A 24,779-nucleotide genomic window follows, 5' to 3' on the forward strand; every position below is an offset into this window, starting at 1 on the left:
AACTAGTCCCGGTTACCGCTTGCCGGCGTTTCGCTTGCCGGTGGGACGGCCCGAGCGGGTACCGGTGGGCCGCACCGGCCGCGCGCCGGGTGCCGGCTTGTTCGACGCTCCCGGTTTGCTGGTCTCAGCTGACTGCGTGACGGCCTCTGCGGCTTCTGCGCTTTTGTCCGGCGCCTCGTCGCCCGCTTCGGGCGGCTCCACGCCTTTCGGCGTCTCGTCCTTGGCGCTTTCCGGTTGGCTTTCTTTAGCGGTTTCTTTTGCGCTTTCTTTTGCGCTTTCTTTTGCGCTTTCCGATCCGCCCGGCGCAGCCTGACCGCGGCGTCTGCTCACCCGGCGGGTGTGCGTGCGCACCAGTTCCGTGCGTTCGCGCAGCGTGACCAGCAGCGGCGTGGCGAAAAAGATCGACGAGTAGGTCCCAACGAGGATGCCGACCAGCTGCACCAGCGCCAGGTCCTTCAGCGTGCCCACCCCCAGCAGCCACACCGCGACCACCATGAGCGCGAGCACCGGCAGCACCGAGATCAGGCTGGTGTTGATGGAGCGCATGAACGTCTGGTTGATCGCCAAGTTGGCTTGCTCGGCGAAGGTGCGCCGGGTGGTGTGCTGGAAGCCGTGGGTGTTTTCCTCGACCTTGTCGAACACGATGACGGTGTCGTACAGGGAGAAGCCGAGGATCGTCAGCAAGCCGATGACGGTGGCCGGGGTGACTTCGAAACCCACCAGGGAATAGACGCCGGCGGTGACCGTGAGGTCGAACACCATGGTCAACAATGCCGACACCGTCATGTACCGCTCGTAGCGCACGGTGATGTAGAGCGCGACCAGCCCCAGGAAGACCACCAGCGCGATCAGCGCTTTCTTGGTGATCTGATCACCCCAGGTCTCCGAGACCGCCGAGTCGCTGATGGCCTTCTTGCTGGCCTTCCCATCGGCGCCCTTGGGCTGGAAGGTGTCGAACAACGCGGTGCGCAGCTTGGACGTCTGATCGTTGGAAAGGGTCTCGGAACGAATCTGCACCGTCGCCGAGCCGCCGTTGCCGACGATCACCACCGATTCCGGGGCGACACCGAGGGTCTTGGTGAAGACGTCGGTGACCTGCGCCGTCTCCGCGTTGCCTTTCCCGCCCGCGGCGGGCATTGACACCGTGGTGCCGCCCTTGAAGTCGATCCCGAACGTGAATCCGCGGATGAGAATGCTCAGGACCGCGATCGCCACGATCGTGCCGCTGATCGCGTACCACATGCGACGACGTCCCACGACTTCGAACGCGCCCGTGCCCGTGTACAGGCGGGACAGAAAGCTGTGGTGCGGCAGCGCGGTGCCGGTGTCGCCGGCGGACAGTTCCGTGGCACTGGTTTCGGTGACTTCGGTGACTTTGCGAGTGCCCTTGGCGGCCCCGGTGCCGGTCTTGGCTTTGGACGCCATGGCGTTATCCCCGTCCCGTCTTTGCGGCACCCGCATACGCCGTCCGGCGTTCGCGGGCGACCTGCTGAACAGCACCCAGGCCGTTGTAAGCCGGCTTGGCGAGCCGCGACGACTTGGACGCCAGGTACACCAGCGGCCAGGTCACCAGGAACACCACGACGAGGTCGAGGATCGTGGTAAGGCCCAGGGTGAAGGCGAAGCCCTTGACCTGACCGATGGCCAGGAAGTACAGCACGGCGGCGGCCAGGAAGGTCACGGCGTTGCCCGACACGATCGTTTTGCGTGCGCGCACCCAGCCGCGCGGCACCGCCGAACGGAACGAACGGCCTTCGCGGATCTCATCTTTGATGCGCTCGAAGAACACCACGAACGAGTCGGCGGTGGTGCCGATACCGATGATCAAACCCGCGATGCCGGCCAGGTCCAGGGTGTAGTTGATATAGCGACCCAGCAGCACCAGGATCGCGAAAACCATTGCGCCCGAGGCGGACAACGACAGCAACGTCAGCAATCCCAGTACCCGGTAGTACAGCAACGAGTACACCAGGACGAGGGCCAGGCCTATTGCGCCCGCCATCAGTCCCGCCCGTAGCGATGTCAAACCCAGTGTCGCCGAGACGGTTTGGGCCTCCGACGATTCGAAGGACAGCGGCAACGACCCGTATTTGAGGACGTTGGCCAGCTGGCGTGCCGTTCCGGCGTTGAACGGCGGATCGCCGCCGCTGATTTGGGTGCGGCCGCCCGGAATGCCCTCCTGGATCTGGGGAGCGCTGACCACCTGCGAGTCCAGGGTAAAGGCGGTCTGGACGCCGATGTGAGCGGCGGTGAAGTCGGCCCAGGTGTTGGCCGCCGCGGGCTTGAATTGCAGGTCGACGACGTAGCCTACGCCGCGCGGGTTCATGCCCGACGTGGCGTCTTGGATTTGGTCGCCGCTGATGATCGAGGGTGCCAGCAGGTACACAGTCTTGTGGTCTTGCGAGCAGGTCACCAACGGCAGGTTCGGGTCGTCGTTGCCGGCCAGGATGTCCTGTTTGTCGCAACTTCTTGCCAGTACTTGCAGGGCGAGCATCTGTAGGTATTGGTTGTTGCTCTGCCGCAACTTCTTCTCATAGGCGATGCGCTCGGCGAGATCCTGGCGGGGATCGGGCGGGGGTGCCTGCTCCGGAGGGGTCTCGGCCGGGGGTTGCGCACCGGTCGCCGGTGCCGTCGCGCTGGGCGCCGGGGTTGGGCTGGGCGCTGGGGTTGGGCTGGGCGCCGGGGTTGGGCTGGGTGCCGTCGCGCTGGGCGCCGGGGTTGGGCTGGGTGCCGGAGTCGGGTCCTCCGGGTACGGCCGCGGTTGCGGCGCCGGTTGCCCAGTCGGCGGCGCCGGAGTCGGCGCTGGCCCTCCAGACGGGGCTCCGGTCTGCGTCGGCGCGCCTGGTGCCGGTTGGTCTGTCGGCACAGGTGCTCCAGGCGCTCCGGGTGCTGCGGGCGCTCCGGGTGCCGGCTTGGGCTCAGCGCCCATTGCAGGTTCCGCCTGGATCACTGGCCGGATGTAGAGCCGCGCGGTCTGTCCCAGGTTACGGGCCTCGTTGCCGTCGGTGCCGGGCACGGTGATGACCAGGTTGTCGCCGTCGACGACGACCTCGGAACCGGAAACTCCCAGCCCGTTCACGCGCGCGCTGATGATCTGCTGCGCCTGCGCCAAAGCCTCCCGGCTCGGGGCGGAGCCGTCGGGCGTGCGCGCGGTCAAGGTGACGCGGGTGCCGCCCTGCAGATCAATGCCCAGCTTCGGGGCGGCCTTCTTGTCCCCGGTCAGGAACACCAGCAGGTAAACGCCGATGAGCAACAACAGGAACACCGACAGGTAGCGGGCAGGATGCACCGGCGTCGAAGACGATGCCACGTTGCTTGTTTCTCCTTGAGAATCGGTCTTTTCCTCGGCGGAGCTTCCAGAGAGCCTCCAAAGAGACTACGTGTCGCGTCCGGCTGGACTTCGCCGGTCAGGAATCCTTGATCGCCCGGTCGGCGTCTTCGTCGGTTTCGTCCGCGTCTTCCAGCTCATCCACGTCGTCGGAATCCTCCGGCAAGATCCGGTCGCGGATCGCCAGCTTCATCCACGTGGTCACCACGCCGGGGGCGATCTCGAGCTCGACGTTGTCCTCGGTGATGGCGACGAGGGTGCCTATCAGGCCGGACGTGGTGTGCACCCGATCGCCGGGCTGCAGGGATTCGTGCAGGTCGATCGTGGCTTGCATCGCGCGCCGCTGGCGCCGCGACGACAACACGAAGATGCCCAGCATGATCAGCACGAAGGGCAAGAACAAGACCAAGTTATTCATCGACGCGCCTGTCTTTCATCTCGGTGGTGCTGCGTATTGCGGTCCAGTCTGTCAGGCGCCAGGTCGTTATCCGACCGGCAGTGCGGACGGCTTACAGCTACGCTTTACCCGCGACGCGTCTTCGGACGCGCAAAGCGCCACAGTGAGGAGGATTTCGTGGCCAGCCTCGAGCAGAGTCGGCACCTGGTCACAGAGATTCCGGGACCCGCATCGCTGGAACTGACCAAGCGCCGGACCGCGGCCGTGTCGCGTGGGGTGGGCAGCACGATGCCGGTGTTCGTGGCGCGCGCCGGGGGCGGCATCGTCGAGGACGTCGACGGTAATCGGCTGATCGACCTGGGTTCGGGCATCGCGGTGACCACTATCGGCAACTCGTCACCGCCCGTGGTGGAAGCGGTGCGCCAACAGGTGGCCGAGTTCACCCACACCTGCTTCATGGTGACGCCGTATGAGCAGTACGTTGCAGTCGCTGAAGAGCTCAACCGAATCACCCCGGGCTCGGGCGAGAAGCGCTCGGTGCTGTTCAACGCGGGCGCCGAAGCCGTCGAGAGCGCCATCAAGGTCGCGCGGTCCTATACCCGCAAGTCGGCCGTCGTCGCCTTCGATCACGCCTACCACGGCCGCACCAACCTGGCCATGGCGCTGACCGCCAAGTCCATGCCCTACAAGAGCGGCTTCGGCCCGTTCGCCCCGGAGATCTACCGGGCGCCGCTGTCCTACCCCTACCGGGACGGCCTGCTCGACAAGGAACTGGCCACCGACGGGGAACTCGCCGCGGCGCGTGCCATCAGCTTCATCGACAAGCAGGTCGGGGCGCGCAACCTGGCCGCGGTCATCATCGAGCCGATCCAGGGCGAGGGCGGCTTCATCGTTCCCGCCGAGGGCTTCCTGCCCGCCCTGCTGGACTGGTGCCACCACAACGACGTGGTGTTCATCGCCGACGAGGTGCAAACCGGGTTCGCCCGCACCGGCGCGATGTTCGCCTGCGAGCACGAAGGCATTGAGCCCGACGTCATCTGCACCGCCAAGGCCATCGCGGGTGGCTTGCCGCTGTCGGCGATCACCGGCCGCGCCGAGATTATGGACGCTCCGCATGTCGGCGGCTTGGGCGGCACGTTCGGCGGCAATCCGGTCGCCTGCGCGGCGGCGCTGGCCACGCTCGAGACCATCGAGAGCGATGGCCTCGTCGAACGGGCCCGGGAGATCGAACGGGTGATCACGGAACCCCTGCTGCGGCTGCAATCCACCGATGACCGGATCGGCGACGTCCGTGGTCGCGGCGCGATGATCGCCGTCGAGTTGGTGAAGTCCGGAACCGCGGATCCCGACCCCGAGCTGACCGACAAGCTTGCCACCGCGGCCCATGCCGCCGGCGTGATCATCCTCACGTGCGGCATGTTCGGCAACATCATCCGGCTGCTGCCTCCGTTGACCATCAGCGACGAGCTGCTGACTGACGGCCTCGACGTCGTATGCGGCCTGCTGGCTGAGCTCTAACCCGGCGTCTACCGCCTCGCGCCTTTGGCGCCGAGCGTTGACGTATCGCCGCCTCGCGCCTTTGGCGCCGAGCGTGACGTGAGGGCGAGATTTTGGCCAAAATCGCGCCGCCAGTGCACGCTCGGCGAAGGGCGATGGGACACCCGCACGGCCATCGTGCGCTCACTGAGCGACCCAGGAAAGCACGTCGGGCGCCCAGGAGCGAACCGTCGGGTAATGCATTTCACATCGCACCCAGGCGGCCTGACCGTTGAGGAATATCGTTACTTTCGCTAACGTTCTAAGCATTGAGCGCAACGTCGCGCTACTCGGATTTCTAATTCTTAGTCAGTTCAAAGGGGATCTGTTATGCCGACTGCACAACAACAAGAGGAGCGGCTCGCGCGCCGCGTTGACGACCTAGTGGCCAACGACCCACAGTTCGCCGCCGCCCGCCCGGACCCGACGGTCGCCGCGGCCCTGGAGCAGCCCGGACTGCGACTGCCGCAAATCATCCAGACCGTCGTGGAGGGTTACGCGGACCGGCCGGCACTCGGCCAGCGCGCCGTGGACTTCGCCACCGACCCAAAGACCGGACGCACCGCGCTCACACTGCTTCCGCGCTTCGAGACCGTGAGCTACCGCGAGCTGGGCGAGCGCATCAGCGCCTTGGGACGCGCCTTGACCGCCGACTCGTTGCACGCCGAAGACCGAGTGTGCGTGCTGGGCTTCAACAGCGTCGACTACGCCACCATCGACATGGCGCTGGCCCAGATGGGCGCGGTGTCCGTTCCGCTGCAGACCAGCGCCGCCGTCGCGCAGCTGCAACCGATCATCACCGAGACCGAGCCCGCGCTGATCGCCGCGAGCGTCAACCAGCTGCCCGACGCCGTCGAACTGATCCTGGGTGACCCAGCGCCTGCGCAGCGCGCTGAAAAACTCATCGTGTTCGACTACCACCCCGAGGTCGATGACGAGCGCGACGCCGTAGCGGCCGCCCGCACGCGGTTGTCGGACACCGGCGTCGTCGTCGAGACCTTGGCCGAGGTCGTCGAGCGCGGTGAGGGCCTGCCGGCCATCCCGCTTGCGGACGTGGCGCAGGACGCCTTGGCGCTGCTGATCTACACCTCGGGCAGCACCGGCGCGCCCAAGGGCGCGATGTATCCGCAGGCCAACTTCGGCAAGATGTTCCGCCGGTCGAGCAAGAACTGGTTCGGCCCGACCGCCGCGTCGATCACCCTCAACTTCATGCCGATGAGCCACGTCATGGGCCGCGGCATTCTCTACGGCACGCTCGGCAACGGCGGCACCGCTTACTTTGCCGCCAAGAGCGACCTGTCCACCCTGCTCGAGGACCTCGCTTTGGTGCGGCCCACCGAGTTGAACTTCGTGCCACGCATCTGGGAGACGCTGTTCGGCGAATTCCACAGCGAGGTCGACCGGCGGCTGGTTGACGGATCGGACCGTGCGGCCATCGAGGAGGAGGTCATGGTCGAGCAGCGGCAGAACCTGCTCGGCGGGCGCTTCATCTTCGCGATGACGGGTTCGGCGCCCACCTCCCCCGAACTCAAGTCGTGGGCCGAGTCCCTGCTGCAGATGCACCTGCTCGACGGCTACGGCTCCACCGAGGCTGGCATGGTCCTCTTCGACGGCGAGGTGCAACGTCCGCCGGTCATCGACTACAAGCTGGTCGACGTCCCGGACCTGGGCTACTTCAACACCGACCGGCCCCACCCCCGCGGCGAACTGCTGCTCAAGACCGAGAACCTGTTTCCGGGCTACTACAAGCGTCCCGAGGTCACGGCCGGCGTGTTCGACGAGGACGGGTACTACCGGACGGGCGACGTCGTCGCCGAGGTGGGCCCGAACCGGGTGGTCTACGTCGACCGTCGCAACAACGTGCTCAAGCTCGCGCAGGGCGAGTTCGTGACCGTCGCGAAGCTGGAGGCGGTGTTCGGCAACAGCCCATTGGTGCGCCAGATTTACGTCTACGGCAACAGCGCGCACCCCTACCTCCTGGCCGTTGTGGTGCCCACCGAAGATGCGTTGGACCGTTACGCCGACGACGGCCTGGACGCCCTGAAACCGGTGATCGCCGACTCGCTGCAGAACGTCGCCAAGGAGGCCGGCCTGCAGTCCTACGAGGTGCCGCGCGACTTCATCATCGAGACCACGCCGTTCACTTTGGAGAACGGTCTGCTGACCGGCATCCGCAAGCTGGCCTGGCCGAAGTTGAAGGCGCATTACGGCGAGCGGCTGGAGCAGCTCTACGCCGAGTTGGCCGCCGGCCAGGCCAACGAGCTGAGCGACCTGCGTCGCAGCGGGGCCAATGCTCCGGTGCTGCAGACGATCAGCCGGGCCGCGGCTGCGATGCTCGGTGCGGCGAGCACCGACCTGTCACCCGATGCGCACTTCACTGACCTCGGTGGAGACTCGTTGTCGGCGTTGACATTCGGCAACCTGCTGCACGAGATCTTCGACATCGAGGTGCCGGTGGGCGTGATCGTCAGCCCGGCCAGCGACCTGCAGGCCATTGCCGACTACATCGAGAACCAGCGCCAGGGCACCAAGCGGCCCACCTTCGCCTCGGTGCACGGGCGGTCAGCCGAACAAGTGACCGAGGTGCACGCCAGCGAGCTGACGCTGGACAAGTTCATCGACGCCGACACCCTAGCCGCGGCGCCCAACCTGCCCGGGCCCGCCACCGAGGTGCGGACGGTCCTGTTGACCGGTGCCACCGGCTTCCTGGGCCGCTACCTGGCCCTGGAGTGGCTGGAACGCATGGACCTGGTCGACGGCAAGGTGATCTGCCTGGTCCGGGCCAAGTCCGACGAGGACGCGCGAGCGCGGCTGGACAAGACCTTCGACAGCGGTGACCCGAGGCTGTTGGCCCACTACCGCGAGCTGGCCGCCGACCACCTCGAGGTGCTGGCCGGCGACAAGGGCGAAGCCGACCTGGGCCTCGACGCCGCGACGTGGCAGCGACTGGCCGACACCGTCGACCTGATCGTCGACCCCGCCGCCCTGGTCAACCACGTGCTGCCGTACAGCCAGCTGTTCGGTCCCAACGCGCTGGGCACCGCCGAGCTGATCCGCCTGGCGCTGACAACGAAGATCAAGCCCTACACCTACGTGTCGACTATCGGTGTGGGCGACCAGATCAAGCGCTCCGAGTTCACCGAGGACGGCGACATCCGGGTCATTAGCGCTACCCGCAGCATCAACGACGGCTACGCCAACGGCTACGGCAACAGCAAGTGGGCCGGCGAGGTGCTACTGCGTGAGGCGAACGACCTGTGCGACCTGCCTGTCGCGGTATTCCGCTGCGACATGATCCTGGCCGACACCAGCTATGCGGGTCAGCTCAACGTGCCGGACATGTTCACCCGGATGATGCTGAGTCTGGTGGCCACCGGGATCGCGCCCGGTTCGTTCTACGAGCTGGACGCCGACGGCAACCGGCAACGCGCCCACTACGACGGGCTGCCCGTCGAGTTCATCGCGGAGGCGATTGCCACCCTGGGGCCCACCCAGGGCGGCGACGGGTTCCAGACGTACCACGTGATGAACCCCTACGACGACGGCATCGGGTTCGACGAGTTCGTCGACTGGCTGATCGAGGACGGTTGTTCGATCCGGCGGATAGCCGACTACAGCGAGTGGTTGCAGCGGTTCGAGACGTCGCTGCGGGCTCTGCCGGACCAGCAGCGTCAGGCCTCGCTTCTGCCGCTGTTGCACAACTACCAAAAGCCCGAGGTGCCGGTGTGCGGGTCGATCGCTCCGACAGACCGATTCCGCGCGGCCGTGCAGGACGCGAAAGTCGGCCCGGACAAGGACATTCCGCACATCTCGGCGCCGGTCATCGTCAAGTACGTCAGCGACCTGCGACTGCTCGGGTTGCTCTGACGCGATAGCAAAAGCCGATCGCCGGCGCGCCGGCGATCGGCTTTTGCGTGCGCAATTAGGGGGCGTGCCCGACCGGTGCGCGGTGGCGACGGAACAAGCCGCCGCCACGGTGCGGCTCGGTTTCGGTGTTATAGGGCGGCGCCGGCGTGGTGAGCGCGTCGGCGGGCTCCTCCAAACCTGAGTATTGCTGCTGGGCCGGCACAGGTTCGGCCGGTTGCACCGGTTGCACGTCGCGCGCCAGCCGGACAGCCAGGCGCGCCAGGACAGCTCCGGCCAGGAAGACGATCAGCACGCCCAGGCCGGAGAAGTAGGCAAGCTGCAACGCCGCGTGCTTGCGCTGCGTGACGGCAACCGGGTCGCCGACGGAGCCGATCCCCAGCAACGGGGCGAAGACGGTGCCGACGACGAACCACGCGCCGCCGAGCGCGGCCAGCCAGCCGCCGAGCATCGCGCTCGCGCGATGTCTCGAAACGATTAGCAGCAGGCCGCCGACCGCGGTGGCGACGCCCGGCAACACCTCCAGCCAGCCCCGGGCGGCGGTCCACGTCTGACCGGGCGTGTAAGCGAATTCGAAGGTCGGGCCGATGAAGGGGATCAGCGCTCCCCAACCACCCAGAACGACCAGGAGCAATCCGGTAAGCGCGCCGCGGGTGCGTGGGATGCGCATTCTGGCGACACGAGTGTCTGTGTGTTTCATGGCGTCACGGATACCCGAAGGCCGCGGTGTTGAAGCATCAGGTCAGCTCTTGAGGCCCAGTACCAGCAGAATGATGGCGATTGTCGGAAACAGGCCCTGCACTACGGCAGCGCGGGCCTTGTCGCGCGCCGAGATCAGCAGCACCACCGCCGCCGCCGCCATGGAACCGACGCCGGCGAAAATCAGCGCCGCGCCAACGGCCCTGCATCCCATGGCAACCGCGCCGACGCCTACGCCGGTGACGATAGCGAGAAACAGGTTGTAGAAGCCCTGGTTGAGCGCGAGCAACTTCGTGGTCTCGGCCTCCTCGGGCGTGGTGCCGAAGGTCGCGCGGGTACGCGGCGAAGTCCAGGTCAGCGATTCCATGGTGAAGATGTAAACGTGCACCAGCGCGGCGAGTGCGGCGACTATTAGCCCGGCCGTGATCATCGTCATCCTCCAGTCGAACTACTCGAACAGCCCCGGTTGGCTCGCGCCGACCGGCGGCGTCAGCCCCAGGTGAGTCCAGGCTTGCGGGGTCGCCACCCGCCCGCGCGGGGTACGGGCGACCATACCGGCGCGCACCAGGAACGGCTCACACACCTCCTCAACCGTGGCGGCTTCCTCTCCCACGGCCACTGCCAGCGTCGACACCCCGACCGGTCCGCCGCCGAAGCTACGGGTCAGCGCCGACAGCACCGATCGATCCAGCCGGTCGAGGCCGAGTTCGTCGACGTCGTAAACCTCCAGCGCCGCCTTGGCCACGTCGCGGGTGATGACGCCGTCGGCGCGCACCTCGGCGAAGTCTCGTACCCGGCGCAGCAGCCGGTTTGCGATTCGCGGCGTGCCGCGCGAGCGTCGGGCGATCTCCGCGCCGGCCTCACCGCCGAGCTCGATGCCCAGGATCCCGGCGGACCGCGCCAGCACCCGCTCCAGCTCAGCCGGCTCGTAGAAGTCCATGTGCGCGGTGAAGCCGAACCGGTCGCGCAGCGGGCCGGTCAGCGCCCCGGACCGAGTGGTGGCGCCGACCAGCGTGAAGGGTGCGACCTCGAGCGGAATCGACGTCGCCCCCGGCCCTTTGCCGACCACCACGTCGACCCGGAAATCCTCCATCGCCAGGTACAGCATCTCCTCGGCCGGCCGCGCGATGCGGTGGATTTCGTCGATGAACAGCACATCGTGCTCCACCAGGTTGGACAGCATCGCGGCCAGGTCGCCCGCGCGCTCCAGCGCGGGCCCGGACGTCAACCGCAGCGAGGTTCCCAGCTCGGCGGCGATGATCATCGCCAGCGACGTCTTGCCCAGCCCCGGCGGGCCGGACAGCAGAATGTGGTCCGGTGTGCCGCCGCGGTTCTTGGCTCCTTCGATGACCAGCTGCAGCTGTTCGCGAACCCGCGGCTGGCCGATGAACTCCCGCAGTGAGCGAGGGCGCAGGCTGCCGTCGATGTCGCCCTCGCCGACGTTCAGCGCCGGGCTGACGTCCCGGTCCGCGAAATCCTCCTCGGTCATCGGGCCTTCCCCAGCAGTGACAGGGCGGCACGCAGCGCGCTGGACGTCGTCGCGCCATGATCCCCGGCCAACACCTTATCGGTGGCCTCCTCGGCCTGTTTGGCGGCGAACCCGAGGCCGACCAGGGCCTCCACCACCGGGCTGCGAACCCCGTGACCGTTGACGGTTGGGGCCCCCGAGCTTGCGGCGACGGCACCAACTTTGTCGCGCAATTCCAGCACCATTCGTTCGGCACCGCGCTTGCCGATGCCGGGCACCCGGGTCAGCGCGCCGACGTCGCCGTCGGCCAGCGCCTGTCGCAGCGCCTGCGCGTCGTGCACGGCCAGTGTCGCCATGGCCAGCCGCGGCCCGACACCGGAGACGCCCAGCAATGTCAGGAACAGATCGCGGGTCTCCCCGTCGGGAAACCCGTACAGCGTCATCGAATCTTCGCGCACGATCATCGCGGTGACCAGGCGGCCCTCACTCCCCTGCCGCAGCGTCGCCAACGTCGACGGCGTCGCGTTCACCCGGTATCCGACGCCGGCGGCCTCGATCACCACGTGGTCGAGCGCGACCTCGAGCACCTCACCGCGGACCGCGGCGATCATCGGGCGGCTTTCAGCTTGGCCTGATAGTCGCGTCGATGCTGGGCGGCCAGCGCTTCGGCCTTCGCACGAGCCTGAGCCATCCGCGTCAGCATCGGCGCGCGCCAACAGTGGCAAATCGCCAGGGCCAGCGCGTCGGCCGCGTCGGCCGGCGTCGGTTTGGCTTGCAGCGCAAGGATTCTGGTGACCATCGCGGTAACCTGCGCCTTGTCTGCCGAACCGTTGCCGGTGACCGCGGCCTTGACTTCGCTGGGAGTGTGGAAGTGCACGTCGATCCCCCGTTTGGCCGCCGCCAGCGCGATCACACCACCGGCCTGCGCCGTGCCCATCACGGTGGAGACGTTGTGCTGAGAGAACACTCGCTCGACGGCCATCACGTCGGGTTGATGGGTGTCCAGCCAATGCTCGACGGCATCGCTGATGGTGAGCAACCGCTTCGCCAGCGGCACATCCGAGGGGGTACGCACCACGTCGACATCGAGCGCTATCAAATGGCGACCGCGCCCGTTCTCGATGACCGACAGCCCACATCGCGTCAACCCGGGATCGACACCCATTACTCGCACCGCATACTCCCACCTAGGTAGAACAGTTGTTCGATACCTTAACGGCTGGGTCCGACATCGGCGGGTAGGACACGCGGTGACGTCCTGGCCAGCGCAAAAGCTGTTACCTTAAAGCGCACTACGGAAGGGTTGGCGTGGGGTCACTGTTGATCGTGCTGGCCGCGGTGCTGTTCATCGCGTCGATCGTCGTCCTGGTCGTGGCGCTGCGCCGGCCGAAAACGCCCAAGGCGGGCGGGGGGCGCCAGGATCCGCTGTTCTTCAACGCGATGCCTCAGTTCGGGCCGCGCCAGCTGGGCCCGGGCGCGATCGTCAGCTACGGCGGCATCGACTACGTAGTCCGCGGATCCGTCACCTACCGCGAGGGGCCGTTCGTGTGGTGGGAACACCTGCTGGAGGGCGGCGACCAGCCCCTGTGGTTCAGCGTCGAGGAGGACGACGGGCGCCTTGAGCTGGCGATGTGGGTCGCCCGCAAGGACCTCGTCACGTTGCAGCCCGGCGGCCAGCATGTGGTCGACGGGGTGACGTTCCACGAGAAGGAGCGTGGCGGCGCCGGCTACACCACCGAGGGCACGACCGGCCTCCCGGCGGGCGGGCAGATGGACTTCGTGGACTACGCCAACGCCGACGAGAGTGCGCTGCTGTCCTTCGAACGCTGGGCACCCGGCATGCCCTGGGAGGTGTCGACGGGCAAAACCGTGCTGCCCGGCGAACTGACCCTCTACCCCGCACCGTCTCCGGGAAACCCGGGAACCTAGGTGCCCCTGCATCGGCTCGCCGTGGCTCCAGCGGACGTGTCTGGGGCGCGGCTGGGGCTCGCGCTCAACGCACCGGCGCCACCACCGCTGGCCAGCTGCCGGCTTGACCACCCTGCCGGCGGCGCGCTGTTGCTCGGGGTGCTGGGCGCGTCCCACGTCGTCGTCATCGAGCACCTCGATCGCCGCTTCTCCGAGCAGGTCTCGTGCACTGCCGGCCCCGCCCTGCCCGAACACACCGACGCCCCCGGCTACCACCTGGAGACGCGCACCGACGCAGTCGAGGAGGACGCGTTCCGCGCGCTCGCCAAGGAGCTGCGCGAACAGTGCGCTCTCGAGGCCGGATGGCTCGGCGGAACCTTCCCCGGGGACGACGCCGCGCTCACCGTACTGGCCGCCGAACCCGACGGGACAGGGTGGCGCTGGCAGACGTGGCACCTGTACCCGGCCGGCTCGGGAGGCACCCAAGGCGGGACGGTCGTCCACACGGCCAGCCGGTGGCGGCCGTGAGCCGCAACCGCCTGCTCATGATCGCCGGCGCGCTGGCCCTCGCGGCGATTGCGTCGTTGATCGGCGGAATCGTATTGCTAAACAAGGACATCGGCTCGTATATCGCAAGCCACTATCACGAGTACTCCCGCGACGCCAACGGCACACGCTACGTCTGCAGCGGATCCCCGTCGGACGTCGCCGACACGCTGGCCGACTACCAAGCCCCGCAGGCGCGCGCGGACAACGGCAACAACGAGTACCTGCGTTACAGCAACAACATCGTCATCGTCGGGCCCGACGGCAATTATCCGTGCAGCATCCGCGTCGAACCGCTGAGCGCCGGATACAGCCACGGCTCGTTCATCTTCCTCGGCCCCGGTTTCACCCCCGGATCTCCTTCCGGCGGCGCGGGAGGCAGCCCCGGCGGCCCCGGCGGAACCAAATAGCGACCCTCCAAGAAAGGTAAGGACAGTCATGTACCAGGCGGCCATCGATTTCGGAAGCCTCAACGTCGCTTCAATCCTGCGCGGAGTGGTCGCGACGATCTTGTATTTCCTGGTCGGCGTCATCGTGCTGATCGCCGGCTTCGTCATGGTCGACGTGCTGACCCCGGGGAACCTGCGCCGGCTGGTGTTCATCGATCGCCGCCCCAACGCCGTCGTGCTCGCCTCGGCCATGTATGTCGCACTGGCCACCGTCATCATCGCCGCCATCAACACCAGCTCCAACCAGCTGGGGCAGGGCCTGCTCGGTGTCGCGATCTACGGAACGGTCGGCGTCATCCTGCAGGGCATCGCGCTGTTTATCCTGCAAATCGCGGTCCCGGGCCGCTTCGACGAACACGTAGAGGAACCGGCGTTGCATCCCGCCGCGTTCGCTACGGCCACGATGCTGCTGGCCGTGGGAGGGGTCACCGCAGCAGCACTGTCATGAGGCGCTGGCGGGCACTGCTGTTGGCGGCGGTGGCGGCGTGCGCGGCGTGCGGAATCGTGTACGAACTGGCGCTGCTGACGCTGTCGACGAGTCTGAACGGCGGCGGGATCGTCGCCACGTCACTGATCGTCGCGGGTTATGTGGCCGCGCTGGGCGCGGGCGCGCTGCTGGTCAAGCCGCTGTTGGCGCGCGCGGGCATCGCCTTCGTCGCGGTCGAGGCGCTGCTGGGTGTCATCGGCGGCCTGTCCGCGGCGGCGTTGTACATCAGCTTCGCGTTCTTGGACGAGGCGGGCGGGTCGATGTGGGTGCTGGGTGTGAGCACGGCCCTGATCGGCGGACTCGTCGGCGCCGAAGTGCCGTTGCTGATGACGCTGCTGCAGCATGGCCGGGCGGCGTCCGGCAAAGACCCGGCCGCCGACACCGGGCGCACCCTGGCCAACCTCAACGCCGCCGACTATCTGGGGGCGTTGATCGGTGGGCTGGTGTGGCCATTCGTGTTGTTGCCGCAGCTGGGGATGATTCGCGGCGCGGCGGCCACCGGCATGGTCAACCTGGTGGCGGCGGCCATCGTGGCGGTTTTCCTGCTGCGGCGCGTCGTCTCGACCCCGCAACTGGTGACGGCGCTGTGCGCGGTGGGCGCGGCCCTGGGTCTGCTGGCCACGCTGCTCATCAACGCCCGGCAGATCGAGACCACCAGCCGGCAGCGGCTCTACGCTGACCCGATCATCGCCTACCGGCACACCGCCTACCAGGAAATCGTGGTGACGCGCCGCGGCAACGACCTGCGCTTGTATTTGGACGGCGGCCTGCAGTTCTCCACCCGCGACGAGTACCGCTACACCGAAAGCCTGGTCTACCCGGCCGTCGGTACGGGTGCGCGCTCGGTGCTGGTGCTCGGTGGGGGCGACGGCCTGGCCGCCCGCGAGCTGTTGCGCCAGCCCGGCGTGGCAAGGATCGTGCAGGTCGAGCTGGACCCGGTGGTGATCGAGTTGGCGCGGACAACCATGCGCGAGGCCAACGGCGGTTCGCTGGACAGCCCGCGCGTGCAGGTCATCATCGACGATGCGATGCGCTGGCTGCGCGGCGGCCAGTCCGGCTTCGACGCCGTGATAGTCGACCTGCCCGACGCCGACACACCTGTGCTGGGCCGGCTGTACTCGACCGAGTTCTACGCGCTCGCCGGGCAGGCGCTGGCTCCCGGCGGGCTGATGGTCGTGCAGTCGGGCAGCCCGTTTTCCACCCCGACGGCATTCTGGCGCACGGTTTCGACGATCCGGGCCGCCGGGTTCGCGGTGACGCCGTATCACATGCACGTGCCCACGTTCGGCGACTGGGGGTTTACGTTGGCTCGTCGCGGAGACGTGCCACCCGCGCCCACGGTGCCGCCCGATGCGCCGCCGCTGCGCTTCCTGACTCAGCGTGTGCTTGACGCCGCGACGGTGTTCTCCGGCGACGTCGGACCGCGGGACCTGGAGCCGTCGACGCTGGACAATCCACGCATCGTCGAGGACATGCGGCACGGGTACGACTAATCGGAGTCGATCAGCGTGGATCCCGGGCGCTGGCACAGCCGCGCTACATGCGCATGCCATGCGCATGTAGAGTTCCAGGGATGAGTGTCGCAATTCAGATCAAGGACGTTCCTGAAGAAGTCCGCGACGTCATCGCGGCGCGCGCGGCTGCCCGTGGCCAGACCACCCAGGCGTATTTGCGTGGACTATTGGAGCGCGAGTTTCGCGCCGAACGTAATAAGCAGCTGCTTGAGAACCTTGCCGAGCATCGCAGCCTGGACCTCAGTGCCGAGGAGGTGGTCCGGGAAATCCGCCGCGGGCGCGAGGGAGACGACGATTGATCGTCATCGACGCGAATGTCGCGGTCATGGCGTTGGCCAGCCCGGCAGCGCAAGGTGACGCTGCACGTGCCGCCTTGTACGCCGACGACGCCTGGGTTGCTCCTGCGCACATGCCTTTGGAGGTGTTGCGCACGTTGCATAAGGCCGTCGCGGCTGATCGCCTCACCATCGCCGACGCCGACGCTTCCGTACAGATGCTGCTAGCGATGCAGATCGAGTACATCGGGACGGATGTCGTACTGCTACAGGCGGTCTGGGGGATGCGCCACAATATCTCGGTGTATGACGCCGCTTACCTTGCCGTCGCCGCGATGCACGATTCCCCGCTCCTCACCTTCGATGAGCGACTCGCCCACGCGGCCAGCCGGGTTAAGCCCGATGTCCGGGTCCGTCGCCTATGACGACGACCCGGACTCGTTCGCACGCAGCGGAGCGATCGAGTTAGCTTATGGCGCTTGAAATCGCGTCGCGGGCGCGGTCGAGCAGCGACGCGAACGGACCCAGCGCGAAATTCAGCTTCGCCGACTCCACGCCGGGGTGCGGCCTGGTCGGTGCGATCGCCTCAGCCGCCTGCACCGCTTTTGTCAGGAGCTTGCGTTCGTTGGAGTCGAGCTCGCGCTGCAGCTTGGGGAACTCTTCGTTCTCCTCGTGCTCAGCGTGGTCGATCACGGCTTGCTGCAGCTTGGTCAGCTCGTCGAGGAATTCTTTGGAGGCGATGTCGAGCTTTTCGATGGCCGCCAGCAGTTCTTTGGCGTCGTGCTCCTCCTGCAATCGGGCATCGACAATGTCATCGCCGTCGGCTATCTCGCGACGGACGCGGGGATGGACGAACATCTCCTCGGCCGTCTCGTGCACGGCCAGCAGCTGCCGCAGGTCGTGGAACGCCTTTTCGCGGGCCTCGGGCGCCGACGCGTGCAGCACTTCCTCGAACATGTCCTTGATCAGGTCGTGCTGAGCCTTCAGGAACTTGACGACCTCATCGGGGGTCTCAACCAGCATTTCGGCCATGTGAAATCGCCTCCGTTAATCGGGTATCGCGAGCAAATACGCGCAGTGGGCTGTGCGCGGACCTGAGCGGCCGAATACCCGAGTTCAGGGGCCGCGAAACGGGTCGGGCGGTTCGCCGCCTTTGGGCGCCGTCGCCACGGCGACGTAGCGCTATTCCTCGTCGAGTGCGGCCAGCACCTCGTCGGAGAGGTCGACGTTGGTCCACACGTTCTGCACGTCGTCGCTGTCCTCCAGCGCGTCGACGAGCTTGAACACCTTGCGGGCGCCGTCGATGTCGACGGGCACGCTGACCGAGGGCTGGAAGCTGGCTTCGGCCGATTCGTAGTCGATGCCGGCGTCCTGCAGCGCGGTGCGCACCGCGACCAGGTCACCCGGCTCGGAGATCACTTCGAAGCTGTCGCCCAGGTCGCTGACGTCCTCGGCACCGGCGTCGAGCACCGCCGCTAACACGTCGTCCTCGGTGAGGCCGTTCTTTTCCAACGTGACCGTGCCCTTGCGGGTGAACAGGTAGGCCACCGAGCCGGGGTCGGCCATGGCGCCGCCGTTGCGCGTCATGGCCACCCGGACCTCACTCGCCGCGCGGTTGCGGTTGTCGGTCAGGCACTCGACCAGCACCGCCACACCGTTAGGTGCGTAACCCTCGTAGGTGATCGTCTGCCAGTCGGCGCCGCCGGCCTCTTCGCCGGCGCCGCGTTTGCGGGCCTTCTCGATGTTGTCGTTGGGCACCGAGCTCTTCTTCGCCTTTTGGATCGCGTCGTACAGCGTCGGGTTGCCCGCTGGGTCACCGCCACCGACGCGAGCCGCGACCTCGATGTTCTTGATCAGCCGGGCGAACATCTTGCCGCGGCGGGCGTCCACGACGGCCTTCTTGTGCTTGGTGGTGGCCCACTTGGAATGGCCGCTCATAGAAGTCCTAGCTGTCCTGTCTGAAAGTCCTCTTGTTTTCTAGCCAGACGAGTCTACGTGGACCCTTGATGTGGATCGCGAGCCACTGCACGGCCGTCTCAGAGGCCCCACAAGTCACAGCAAGCACCGGGGCATGCGGCTTCCGAAAGCGATAGCGCATCCGCTAGCGGTTTTCGTAACCGGCATGACCACCTGGTGATGGTGCTGCTGAGGCTGCTGCGACCGGGGTGGTCAGCTGGGGCGTCGGACCAGGTCGACGAACAGGTGGTGGATGCGCCGGTCGCCGGTCATTTCGGGGTGAAACGCCGTCGCCAGCTTCCGGCCTTGCCGCACCGCAACGATGTGCCCGGCCGCGCTGGCCAGCACCTCGACACCGGCACCGGCGCGCTCGACCCAGGGTGCGCGGATGAACACCGCGCGCACCGGATCAGTCAGGCCCGCGAACGGGATGTCGCCTTCAAACGAGTCAACTTGGCGTCCAAAAGCGTTGCGCCGCACCGTTATATCGATCGCTCGCAGGGGCAGCGCCGCGCGCCCGCCCGCGCCGGCGTCGAGAATCTCGGTGGCCAGCAGGATCATCCCGGCGCATGCGCCGTAGGCGGGCAGCCCGTCTGCCAGCAGGCGCCGCAACGGCTCCAGTAGGTCGAGGTCGAGCAGCAGGTGGCTCATTGTGGTGGATTCCCCACCCGGAATGACCAGCCCGTCGACCTTCTCCAGCTCGCTGCGTCGCCGCACCGGCATCGACTCGGCCCCGGCTTCGCGCAACGCAGCCAGGTGTTCCCGGGTGTCCCCCTGCAGCGCCAACACCCCGACGCGCGGCGCAGTCACGGCCGGTATCCGCGCTTGAAGCGGGTCAGCCCCTCCTGCATCACCGCCGCTACCAGCTCGCCGTCCTGGCTGAAGATCTTGCCCTGGGTCAGCGAGCGACCACCGCTGGCCGACGGCGACGACTGGTCGTAGAGCAACCATTCATCGGCCCGGAACGCCCGCATGAACCACATCGCGTGGTCCAGCGAGGCCACCTGCAGGTGCTCGCGCACATCCAGGTGGGTGACCTGCGCCGATCCCAACAACGTCAAGTCGCTCATGTACGCCAGCGCGCAGATGTGCAGCACCGGGTCGTCGGGCAACGGGTCGTGGTGGCGGAACCACACCTGCTGCTGGGAGGCCTTGCCCGGCAGGCGCCGCAGCTGCTTCTGCGGCACGATGCGGATGTCCCACTCCTCGAACTGCTTGAATCCCGCGTCGTCGAACACCCGCACCGACTGCAATCCGGGCAGTCCGTCGGGCAGCGGCGCGGTCGGCATGACGTCCTGGTGGTTGATGCCGTCCTGGTCGCTCTGGAAGGAGGCCCCCATGCTGAAAATGATTTCCCCGTGCTGGATTGCGTTGACGCGCCGGGTGGCAAACGACCCGCCATCGCGAGTGCGCTCGACGAGAAACACGGTGCGCGCCTTGGCATCTCCGGGCCGAAGGAAATAACCGTGCAGGGAGTGGACCCGATAGCGCGGGTCCACGGTGCGCACCGCCGAGACCAGCGACTGGCCCGCGACGTGGCCACCGAACGTGCGCTGCAGGAAACCCGAGTCCGGGCTGAACACGCTGCCGCGGTAGATGTTGACCTCGAGTTGTTCGAGATCAAGGATCTCTTCGATCGCCACGAACGGTTTTTACCAGCCGCGTTCGGCTAATCGATGCGACTGCGCCAGCTGCTCGACGTTGATGCCCACCATCGCCTCGCCCAGCCCGCGCGACACCTTGGCCAGCACATCGGGGTCGTCGTAGAAGGTGGTGGCCTTGACGATCGCGGCGGCGCGCTGCGCGGGATCGCCGGACTTGAAGATGCCCGAGCCGACGAACACGCCCTCGGCCCCGAGTTGCATCATCATCGCCGCGTCGGCGGGGGTGGCGATGCCACCGGCAGTGAACAGCGTGACCGGCAGCTTGCCGGCCCGGGCCACTTCGGCGACGAGGTCGTAAGGTGCCTGCAATTCCTTTGCGGCAACGTGCAACTCGTCGTCGGGCAAGGACGTGAGCCGACGGATTTCGCCACCGATGGCGCGCATGTGTGTGGTCGCGTTGGACACGTCGCCGGTGCCGGCTTCGCCCTTGGAGCGGATCATGGCCGCGCCCTCGCTGATGCGACGCAGCGCCTCGCCCAGATTGGTCGCCCCGCACACGAACGGCACGGTGAACTTCCACTTGTCGATGTGGTGGGTGTAGTCGGCGGGGGTCAGCACCTCGGACTCGTCGACATAGTCCACGCCGAGGCTCTGCAGGATCTGCGCCTCGACGAAATGCCCGATGCGGGCCTTGGCCATCACCGGGATGGTGACCGCGGAGATGATGCCCTCGATCATGTCGGGGTCACTCATCCGCGACACCCCGCCCTGGGCCCGAATGTCGGCGGGCACGCGTTCCAGCGCCATCACCGCGACCGCGCCGGCGCCCTCGGCGATGCGGGCCTGCTCCGGCGTGACGACGTCCATGATGACGCCACCCTTGAGCATCTCGGCCATGCCGCGCTTGACCCGCGCCGTTCCGGTTTGCCCGGAGCCGTTGTGCGCTGCGCTATCCACTACAACCTCTATCGTCCGTGTCGGGTTTGCTGTTCAGTGTAGTGGTCGGCCACCAGCCGATTTCCGCCCGACGGCTCGGCGCTCAGCTCGGCAACGGCGTCGCTCAGCGGATGGACTGCAGCTGGGGTAGCCCGCCCGAGGGGTGGCTGGTGGCCAGCCGGTTGGCGGCGGGCAGCAACTCGCCGAGCTGCACCGGATACACCGTCTCGCCGGCCGCGGCCAACTCGGCGATGTCGTCGGGATGACACCAGCGGGCACCGTGGATGTAGCGGCGCTCCAACTCGGTGCGGCCCGTGTCGGACGGCTCGAACCGCCGCGTGCGGTGCACCAGGTAGAACTCCTCGCTGTCGATCAGCGAGCCGTTGAACTCGAAGACCTCGTCGCGGCGCCAAATGGGTCCGTACATGTCCGCCGCGGTGACCCGCAGGCCGGTCTCTTCGGCCAGTTCGCGGGCGGCGGCCTCGGCCAGACGCTCGCCTGGACGGACCTCGCCGCCGACGGTGAACCACCATCGCGGCGCGCGGGTACCGGAAGTTGGTGTGATCGCCGGATCCGAACCACACAACAGCAGCACGGCACCGGATTCGTCGAGCAGTACGACCCGCGCGGAGGTGCGATGGTTGAGTACCGGATGATCCCCGTGCGCGAGCGCGTGCGGGTGTTCGGCGATCTCGAAATAGCTTGGCAGCGCGGCGGTTCCACCGAGCCGGAACAGGCGAACCATGCGGCGCTCGCGCAGCGTGAGGGTGTCACGGACCGCGTCGTTGTGGAACCTGCGCGCCAGCAGGACCCGGGCCTCGGCGTCGGCCAACTCGGCGATCAACCCGGCCGGCAGGGCGGCCGGCTCGACCATCGCCAGCGCGGCCGAAAGCTCGTTTTCCGCGGCCTCGCGCGCGTGCCGGGGCGCCGCCTCGGCGGCGTCGGCCAGCGCCGCCAACCGCCGCCCCTCGGGGGCGCCGCCGTACGCGTCGATCGCGACCGCGCGGGCCACGACGGCGCGGCGCGCCAACGCGCCGTCCAGCGCCTGCCAGGACAGGTCGTAGCGGACATGCAAGCGGTCCAGCCGATTGGCCCGCTGGTAGCCCCAGGCCCCGAACAGTGCAAGCGCCAGCAACAGCACCGCGGCCAGCACAATCAACGTCATGTCCAGCCAGGACATCAGCTGGCCACCTGGACCTTCGCGCCGGATCCGGCGACCGTCTCATAGACCCGCATGATCTGGCTGGCCACCACCGACCAGTCGTAGCGGCCGACGGCCTGGGAACCGGCTGCGACGTAGCGCTCGCGCAGCAGGTCGTTCTCCAGCACCGTCATGAGCGCGTCGGCCAACGCGTCGCCGTCGCCGACCGGCACCAAGCGGCCGACCTCGCCGTCGCGCAGCACGCGGCGAAACGCGTCCAGGTCGCCGGCCACCACCGCGGTGCCGGCCGCCATCGCCTCGACCAGGACGATGCCGAAGCTCTCGCCCCCGGTGTTGGGCGCGCAGTAGACGTCGGCGCTACGCATCGCCGAGGCCTTGGTGGCGTCGTCCACCTGACCAAGAAAACGCAGGTGCTTGGCCAATTCGCCGGTCTGGTTGCGCAATTCCTCCTCGTCGCCGCGACCGACGATCAGCAACTGCAGGTCCACGAAGCGCTTCGCCACTTTCGGCAGCGCCTCGAGCAGCACCGTCATGCCCTTGCGGGGCTCGTCGTAGCGGCCCAGGAACAGCACCGTCTTGCCGGGCCGCGGATACCCGTCCAGCGGCGGCGCGGCGGCCAGGGACGCGACGTCGACACCGTTGGGAATCTCCACCGCGTCGGAGCCCAGCGCCTCCATCTGCCAGCGCCGGGCCAGGTCCGAGACGGCGATGCGGCCGATGATCTTCTCGTGCCACGGCCGCAGCACGCCCTGAAATACGCTCAGGGTCAGCGATTTGGTGGTCGACGTGTGGAATGTCGCCACAATCGGCCCCTCGGCCACCCGCAGGGCCCACATCGACAGGCTGGGCGCGTTCGGCTCGTGCAGGTGCAGCACGTCAAAATCTCCCTCGGCCAGCCAACGCCGAACCCGGCCGTGCACCGCCGGACTGAACTGCAGCCGCGCCACCGACCCGTTGTACGGAATCGGGATCGCCTTACCGGCCGACACGACGTAGTCGGGCAGCGACACGTCCGGCGAGGCCGGCGCCAGCACGCTGACGTCGTGGCCGCGGGCGCGCATCACCTCGGCCAGCTGCAACACGTGCGATTGCACCCCGCCCGGCACATCGAACGAGTAGGGGCAGACCATCCCGATGCGCATCAGGCTTCCCTCAGCCGCGCCTGTCGCGCTTCGGACAGATCGGCCAGCCACTGCGGCTGCATCATGTGCCAGTCGGCCGGGTGGGCGGCGATGTTCTGCGCGAACTGATCCGCCAGCGCCTGGGTGATGGCGCCGACGTCTCCGCTGCTGCAGTCGAGCGGCGGGTGGATCGAGACCGGCCACGCGTCGTCCTCATACCAGCAGTGCGCCGGCAGCAGTGCCGCCCCGGTCGCGATGGCGAGCTTGGCCGGGCCAGCCGGCATCCTGGTGGGCTCGCCGAAGAATTCGACCTGGACCCCGGTGCGGGTAAGGTCGCGCTCGGCCATCAGGCACACCGCCCGGTTGTCCCGCAGGCGCTCGCCGAGCACCTCGAAGGGCGGCCGCTCGCCGCCCGACAGGGGTGCCACTTCGAAACCCAGACTCTCCCGATAGTCGATGAAACGCTTGTACAGCGACTCGGGTCTGAGGCGCTCGGCGACGGTGGTGAAGGTGCCGTAGTACTGCACCAGCCACACCCCGGCCATGTCCCAGTTGCCGCTGTGTGGCAACGCCATAATCACTCCGCGGCCGGCGGCGAGCGCGGCGTCGATATTCTCCGCGCCCAGAAACGTCTCGTTGATCCTGGCGGCCAGCGTGCCGTGGTCCATCGTCGGCAACCGGAATGCCTCCCGCCAGTAGCGGGCATAGGACGCCACCGAAGCGCGCATCAACGAGTCGGGCACCTCGGCGGGCGGCACCCCGATGACGCGGGCCAGGTTCTTGCGCAGCTGCTGAGGTCCGCCGTTGCGCGCGGCGTAGCGCGCTCCGGTGTCAAACGCGTTGCGCGCGGCGAACTCGGGCATTGCCCGCACCAATCGCCAACCCGTCGCGTATGCCCAATCCGTCGCGGCGCCGGTCATCAGACGACGAGGGGCCCCGATCAAGCTCAGGTCGGCCCTACTGGGGATCACGCCTCATTCTTTCCCGCGGCGCCGGGTGCCACAATTCGATCAGTCGCGCCGGGCGAGTTACGCACCGCATACAACCGTTGCGCGCAGGTGATCAGGCTGGCCGCCGCAAGCACCCACATCGCCACGGCCAGCGCCGGCGGCCAGCGGACCCCCGGAAAGTCCGAAACGCCCGCGCCGCTCAGGACGATGATCAGCCGTTCCGGCCGTTCGATCAGGCCGCCGTCGCCGCGCAGCCCACTGCCCTCGGCGCGGGCCTTGATGTAGGAAATCACCTGCGAGGTCACCAGGCAGATCAGGGTCGCTACCACGAGCAGCCGGTCGCGCAGCCCGAACGCTATCCACCAGAGCAACCCGCAGAACACAGCGCCGTCGCTGACCCGGTCACAAGCGGCGTCGAGCACCGCACCGAACCGGGTGCCGCCGCCGCGTTCGCGTGCCATCGCGCCGTCCAACATGTCGAACACCACGAAGAACCACACGACCAGCGCGCCGACGAATAACTTGCCCATCGGGAACAGCGTTAGCGCCGCTGCCACCGTGGCGGCGGTGCCCAGGATG

At 67.6% G+C, this 24,779-nt stretch carries 26 protein-coding genes; 9 read left to right on the top strand and 17 right to left on the bottom strand.

The genetic code is table 11. From position 1 onward, the window contains the following. Positions 1 to 12 precede the first annotated feature (12 nt). The 3 genes from secF to yajC all read right to left on the bottom strand — a co-directional run bounded on the left by secF (position 13) and on the right by yajC (position 3,746). On the bottom strand, positions 13 to 1,425 hold the full coding sequence (secF, locus tag JO236_RS08725) for a protein translocase subunit SecF (protein ID WP_293327424.1): 1,413 nt from the start codon (positions 1,423 to 1,425) through the stop codon (positions 13 to 15). 4 nt (positions 1,426 to 1,429) lie between these two features. Further along, positions 1,430 to 3,310, bottom strand: a complete 1,881-nt coding sequence (gene secD, locus JO236_RS08730) for a protein translocase subunit SecD (protein ID WP_293327427.1) — start codon at positions 3,308 to 3,310, stop codon at positions 1,430 to 1,432. Positions 3,311 to 3,407: 97 nt separating this feature from the next. After that, positions 3,408 to 3,746: a preprotein translocase subunit YajC gene (gene yajC / locus JO236_RS08735; RefSeq protein ID WP_293327430.1), complete on the bottom strand. Its 339-nt coding sequence runs from the start codon at positions 3,744 to 3,746 to the stop codon at positions 3,408 to 3,410. A 156-nt stretch (positions 3,747 to 3,902) separates the two neighbouring features. Here yajC and gabT point away from each other — a divergent pair, with 156 nt between their 5' ends. Together gabT and car are read left to right on the top strand one after the other, a co-directional pair. Beyond that, positions 3,903 to 5,243, top strand: coding sequence for a 4-aminobutyrate--2-oxoglutarate transaminase (gabT, locus tag JO236_RS08740; RefSeq protein WP_293327432.1), 1,341 nt, complete (start codon positions 3,903 to 3,905; stop codon positions 5,241 to 5,243). 348 nt (positions 5,244 to 5,591) lie between these two features. After that, the gene (car, locus tag JO236_RS08745) at positions 5,592 to 9,128 is read left to right on the top strand and encodes a carboxylic acid reductase (protein WP_293327435.1); all 3,537 of its coding nucleotides are present in this window, start codon (positions 5,592 to 5,594) and stop codon (positions 9,126 to 9,128) included. 55 nt (positions 9,129 to 9,183) lie between these two features. Here the strand turns inward: car and JO236_RS08750 are convergent, their stop codons facing one another. The 5 genes from JO236_RS08750 to ruvC are packed head-to-tail and all read right to left on the bottom strand — an operon-like array spanning position 9,184 to position 12,466. Then, a complete protein-coding gene (locus tag JO236_RS08750; protein WP_293327438.1) occupies positions 9,184 to 9,825 on the bottom strand; it encodes a hypothetical protein in 642 nt (213 codons plus the stop codon). A 42-nt stretch (positions 9,826 to 9,867) separates the two neighbouring features. Next, entirely contained in the window at positions 9,868 to 10,254 is a 387-nt protein-coding gene (locus tag JO236_RS08755; protein WP_293327441.1) for a DUF1304 domain-containing protein, read from the bottom strand. Positions 10,255 to 10,272: 18 nt separating this feature from the next. Further along, entirely contained in the window at positions 10,273 to 11,313 is a 1,041-nt protein-coding gene (gene ruvB, locus JO236_RS08760; RefSeq protein WP_293327443.1) for a Holliday junction branch migration DNA helicase RuvB, read from the bottom strand. Next, entirely contained in the window at positions 11,310 to 11,903 is a 594-nt protein-coding gene (gene ruvA, locus JO236_RS08765; protein WP_293327447.1) for a Holliday junction branch migration protein RuvA, read from the bottom strand. Before ruvA ends, ruvB begins: the two co-directional genes overlap by 4 nt. After that, complete coding sequence (gene ruvC, locus JO236_RS08770) at positions 11,900 to 12,466, bottom strand: crossover junction endodeoxyribonuclease RuvC (protein WP_293327450.1); 567 nt, start codon at positions 12,464 to 12,466, stop codon at positions 11,900 to 11,902. The genes ruvA and ruvC overlap by 4 nt, the downstream gene beginning before the upstream one ends. A 134-nt stretch (positions 12,467 to 12,600) precedes the next feature. On the opposite strand from ruvC, the gene JO236_RS08775 reads away from it, so the two are divergent. From JO236_RS08775 to JO236_RS08805, 7 genes are all read left to right on the top strand, one after another. Beyond that, entirely contained in the window at positions 12,601 to 13,221 is a 621-nt protein-coding gene (locus JO236_RS08775; protein WP_293327452.1) for a DUF4178 domain-containing protein, read from the top strand. Further along, positions 13,222 to 13,728 (top strand): DUF2617 family protein, encoded by a 507-nt coding sequence (locus JO236_RS08780; protein ID WP_293327455.1) that lies wholly within the window; start codon positions 13,222 to 13,224, stop codon positions 13,726 to 13,728. Continuing rightward, entirely contained in the window at positions 13,725 to 14,156 is a 432-nt protein-coding gene (locus JO236_RS08785) for a DUF4247 domain-containing protein (protein ID WP_293327458.1), read from the top strand. The genes JO236_RS08780 and JO236_RS08785 overlap by 4 nt, the downstream gene beginning before the upstream one ends. A gap of 28 nt (positions 14,157 to 14,184) precedes the next feature. Further along, positions 14,185 to 14,643 carry a DUF350 domain-containing protein gene (locus tag JO236_RS08790; protein ID WP_293327460.1) on the top strand — a complete coding sequence of 153 codons (459 nt, stop codon included), beginning with the start codon at positions 14,185 to 14,187 and terminating at the stop codon, positions 14,641 to 14,643. Then, positions 14,640 to 16,175, top strand: a complete 1,536-nt coding sequence (locus JO236_RS08795; protein WP_293327463.1) for a polyamine aminopropyltransferase — start codon at positions 14,640 to 14,642, stop codon at positions 16,173 to 16,175. Before JO236_RS08790 ends, JO236_RS08795 begins: the two co-directional genes overlap by 4 nt. A gap of 80 nt (positions 16,176 to 16,255) precedes the next feature. Then, positions 16,256 to 16,495: a FitA-like ribbon-helix-helix domain-containing protein gene (locus JO236_RS08800; protein ID WP_293327466.1), complete on the top strand. Its 240-nt coding sequence runs from the start codon at positions 16,256 to 16,258 to the stop codon at positions 16,493 to 16,495. Beyond that, positions 16,492 to 16,896 (top strand): type II toxin-antitoxin system VapC family toxin, encoded by a 405-nt coding sequence (locus JO236_RS08805; RefSeq protein ID WP_293327469.1) that lies wholly within the window; start codon positions 16,492 to 16,494, stop codon positions 16,894 to 16,896. Before JO236_RS08800 ends, JO236_RS08805 begins: the two co-directional genes overlap by 4 nt. A 40-nt stretch (positions 16,897 to 16,936) precedes the next feature. Here JO236_RS08805 and JO236_RS08810 read toward each other — a convergent pair whose 3' ends face one another. From JO236_RS08810 to pgsA, 9 genes are all read right to left on the bottom strand, one after another. Next, positions 16,937 to 17,503, bottom strand: coding sequence for a hemerythrin domain-containing protein (locus JO236_RS08810; RefSeq protein ID WP_293327472.1), 567 nt, complete (start codon positions 17,501 to 17,503; stop codon positions 16,937 to 16,939). A 150-nt stretch (positions 17,504 to 17,653) separates the two neighbouring features. Continuing rightward, positions 17,654 to 18,409, bottom strand: coding sequence for a YebC/PmpR family DNA-binding transcriptional regulator (locus tag JO236_RS08815; RefSeq protein WP_293327474.1), 756 nt, complete (start codon positions 18,407 to 18,409; stop codon positions 17,654 to 17,656). Between the two features lie 231 nt (positions 18,410 to 18,640). Then, positions 18,641 to 19,237, bottom strand: coding sequence for a pyridoxal 5'-phosphate synthase glutaminase subunit PdxT (pdxT, locus tag JO236_RS08820; protein WP_293327477.1), 597 nt, complete (start codon positions 19,235 to 19,237; stop codon positions 18,641 to 18,643). Next, positions 19,234 to 20,070: an acyl-CoA thioesterase II gene (gene tesB / locus JO236_RS08825; RefSeq protein ID WP_293327479.1), complete on the bottom strand. Its 837-nt coding sequence runs from the start codon at positions 20,068 to 20,070 to the stop codon at positions 19,234 to 19,236. The genes pdxT and tesB overlap by 4 nt, the downstream gene beginning before the upstream one ends. Positions 20,071 to 20,079: 9 nt before the next feature. Then, entirely contained in the window at positions 20,080 to 20,988 is a 909-nt protein-coding gene (pdxS, locus tag JO236_RS08830) for a pyridoxal 5'-phosphate synthase lyase subunit PdxS (protein WP_293327483.1), read from the bottom strand. A gap of 103 nt (positions 20,989 to 21,091) precedes the next feature. After that, complete coding sequence (locus JO236_RS08835) at positions 21,092 to 22,132, bottom strand: NUDIX hydrolase (protein WP_293327505.1); 1,041 nt, start codon at positions 22,130 to 22,132, stop codon at positions 21,092 to 21,094. A gap of 14 nt (positions 22,133 to 22,146) precedes the next feature. Continuing rightward, the gene (locus JO236_RS08840) at positions 22,147 to 23,271 is read right to left on the bottom strand and encodes a glycosyltransferase family 4 protein (protein WP_293327486.1); all 1,125 of its coding nucleotides are present in this window, start codon (positions 23,269 to 23,271) and stop codon (positions 22,147 to 22,149) included. Beyond that, positions 23,271 to 24,200, bottom strand: coding sequence for a phosphatidylinositol mannoside acyltransferase (locus tag JO236_RS08845; RefSeq protein ID WP_416362195.1), 930 nt, complete (start codon positions 24,198 to 24,200; stop codon positions 23,271 to 23,273). The genes JO236_RS08840 and JO236_RS08845 overlap by 1 nt, the downstream gene beginning before the upstream one ends. A 17-nt stretch (positions 24,201 to 24,217) precedes the next feature. Next, on the bottom strand, positions 24,218 to 24,779 hold a 562-nt coding region (gene pgsA, locus JO236_RS08850; protein ID WP_293327489.1), incomplete at its 5' end, for a phosphatidylinositol phosphate synthase.

The organism is Mycobacterium sp. (assembly GCF_019247635.1).
Taxonomy (GTDB): Bacteria; Actinomycetota; Actinomycetes; order Mycobacteriales; family Mycobacteriaceae; genus Mycobacterium.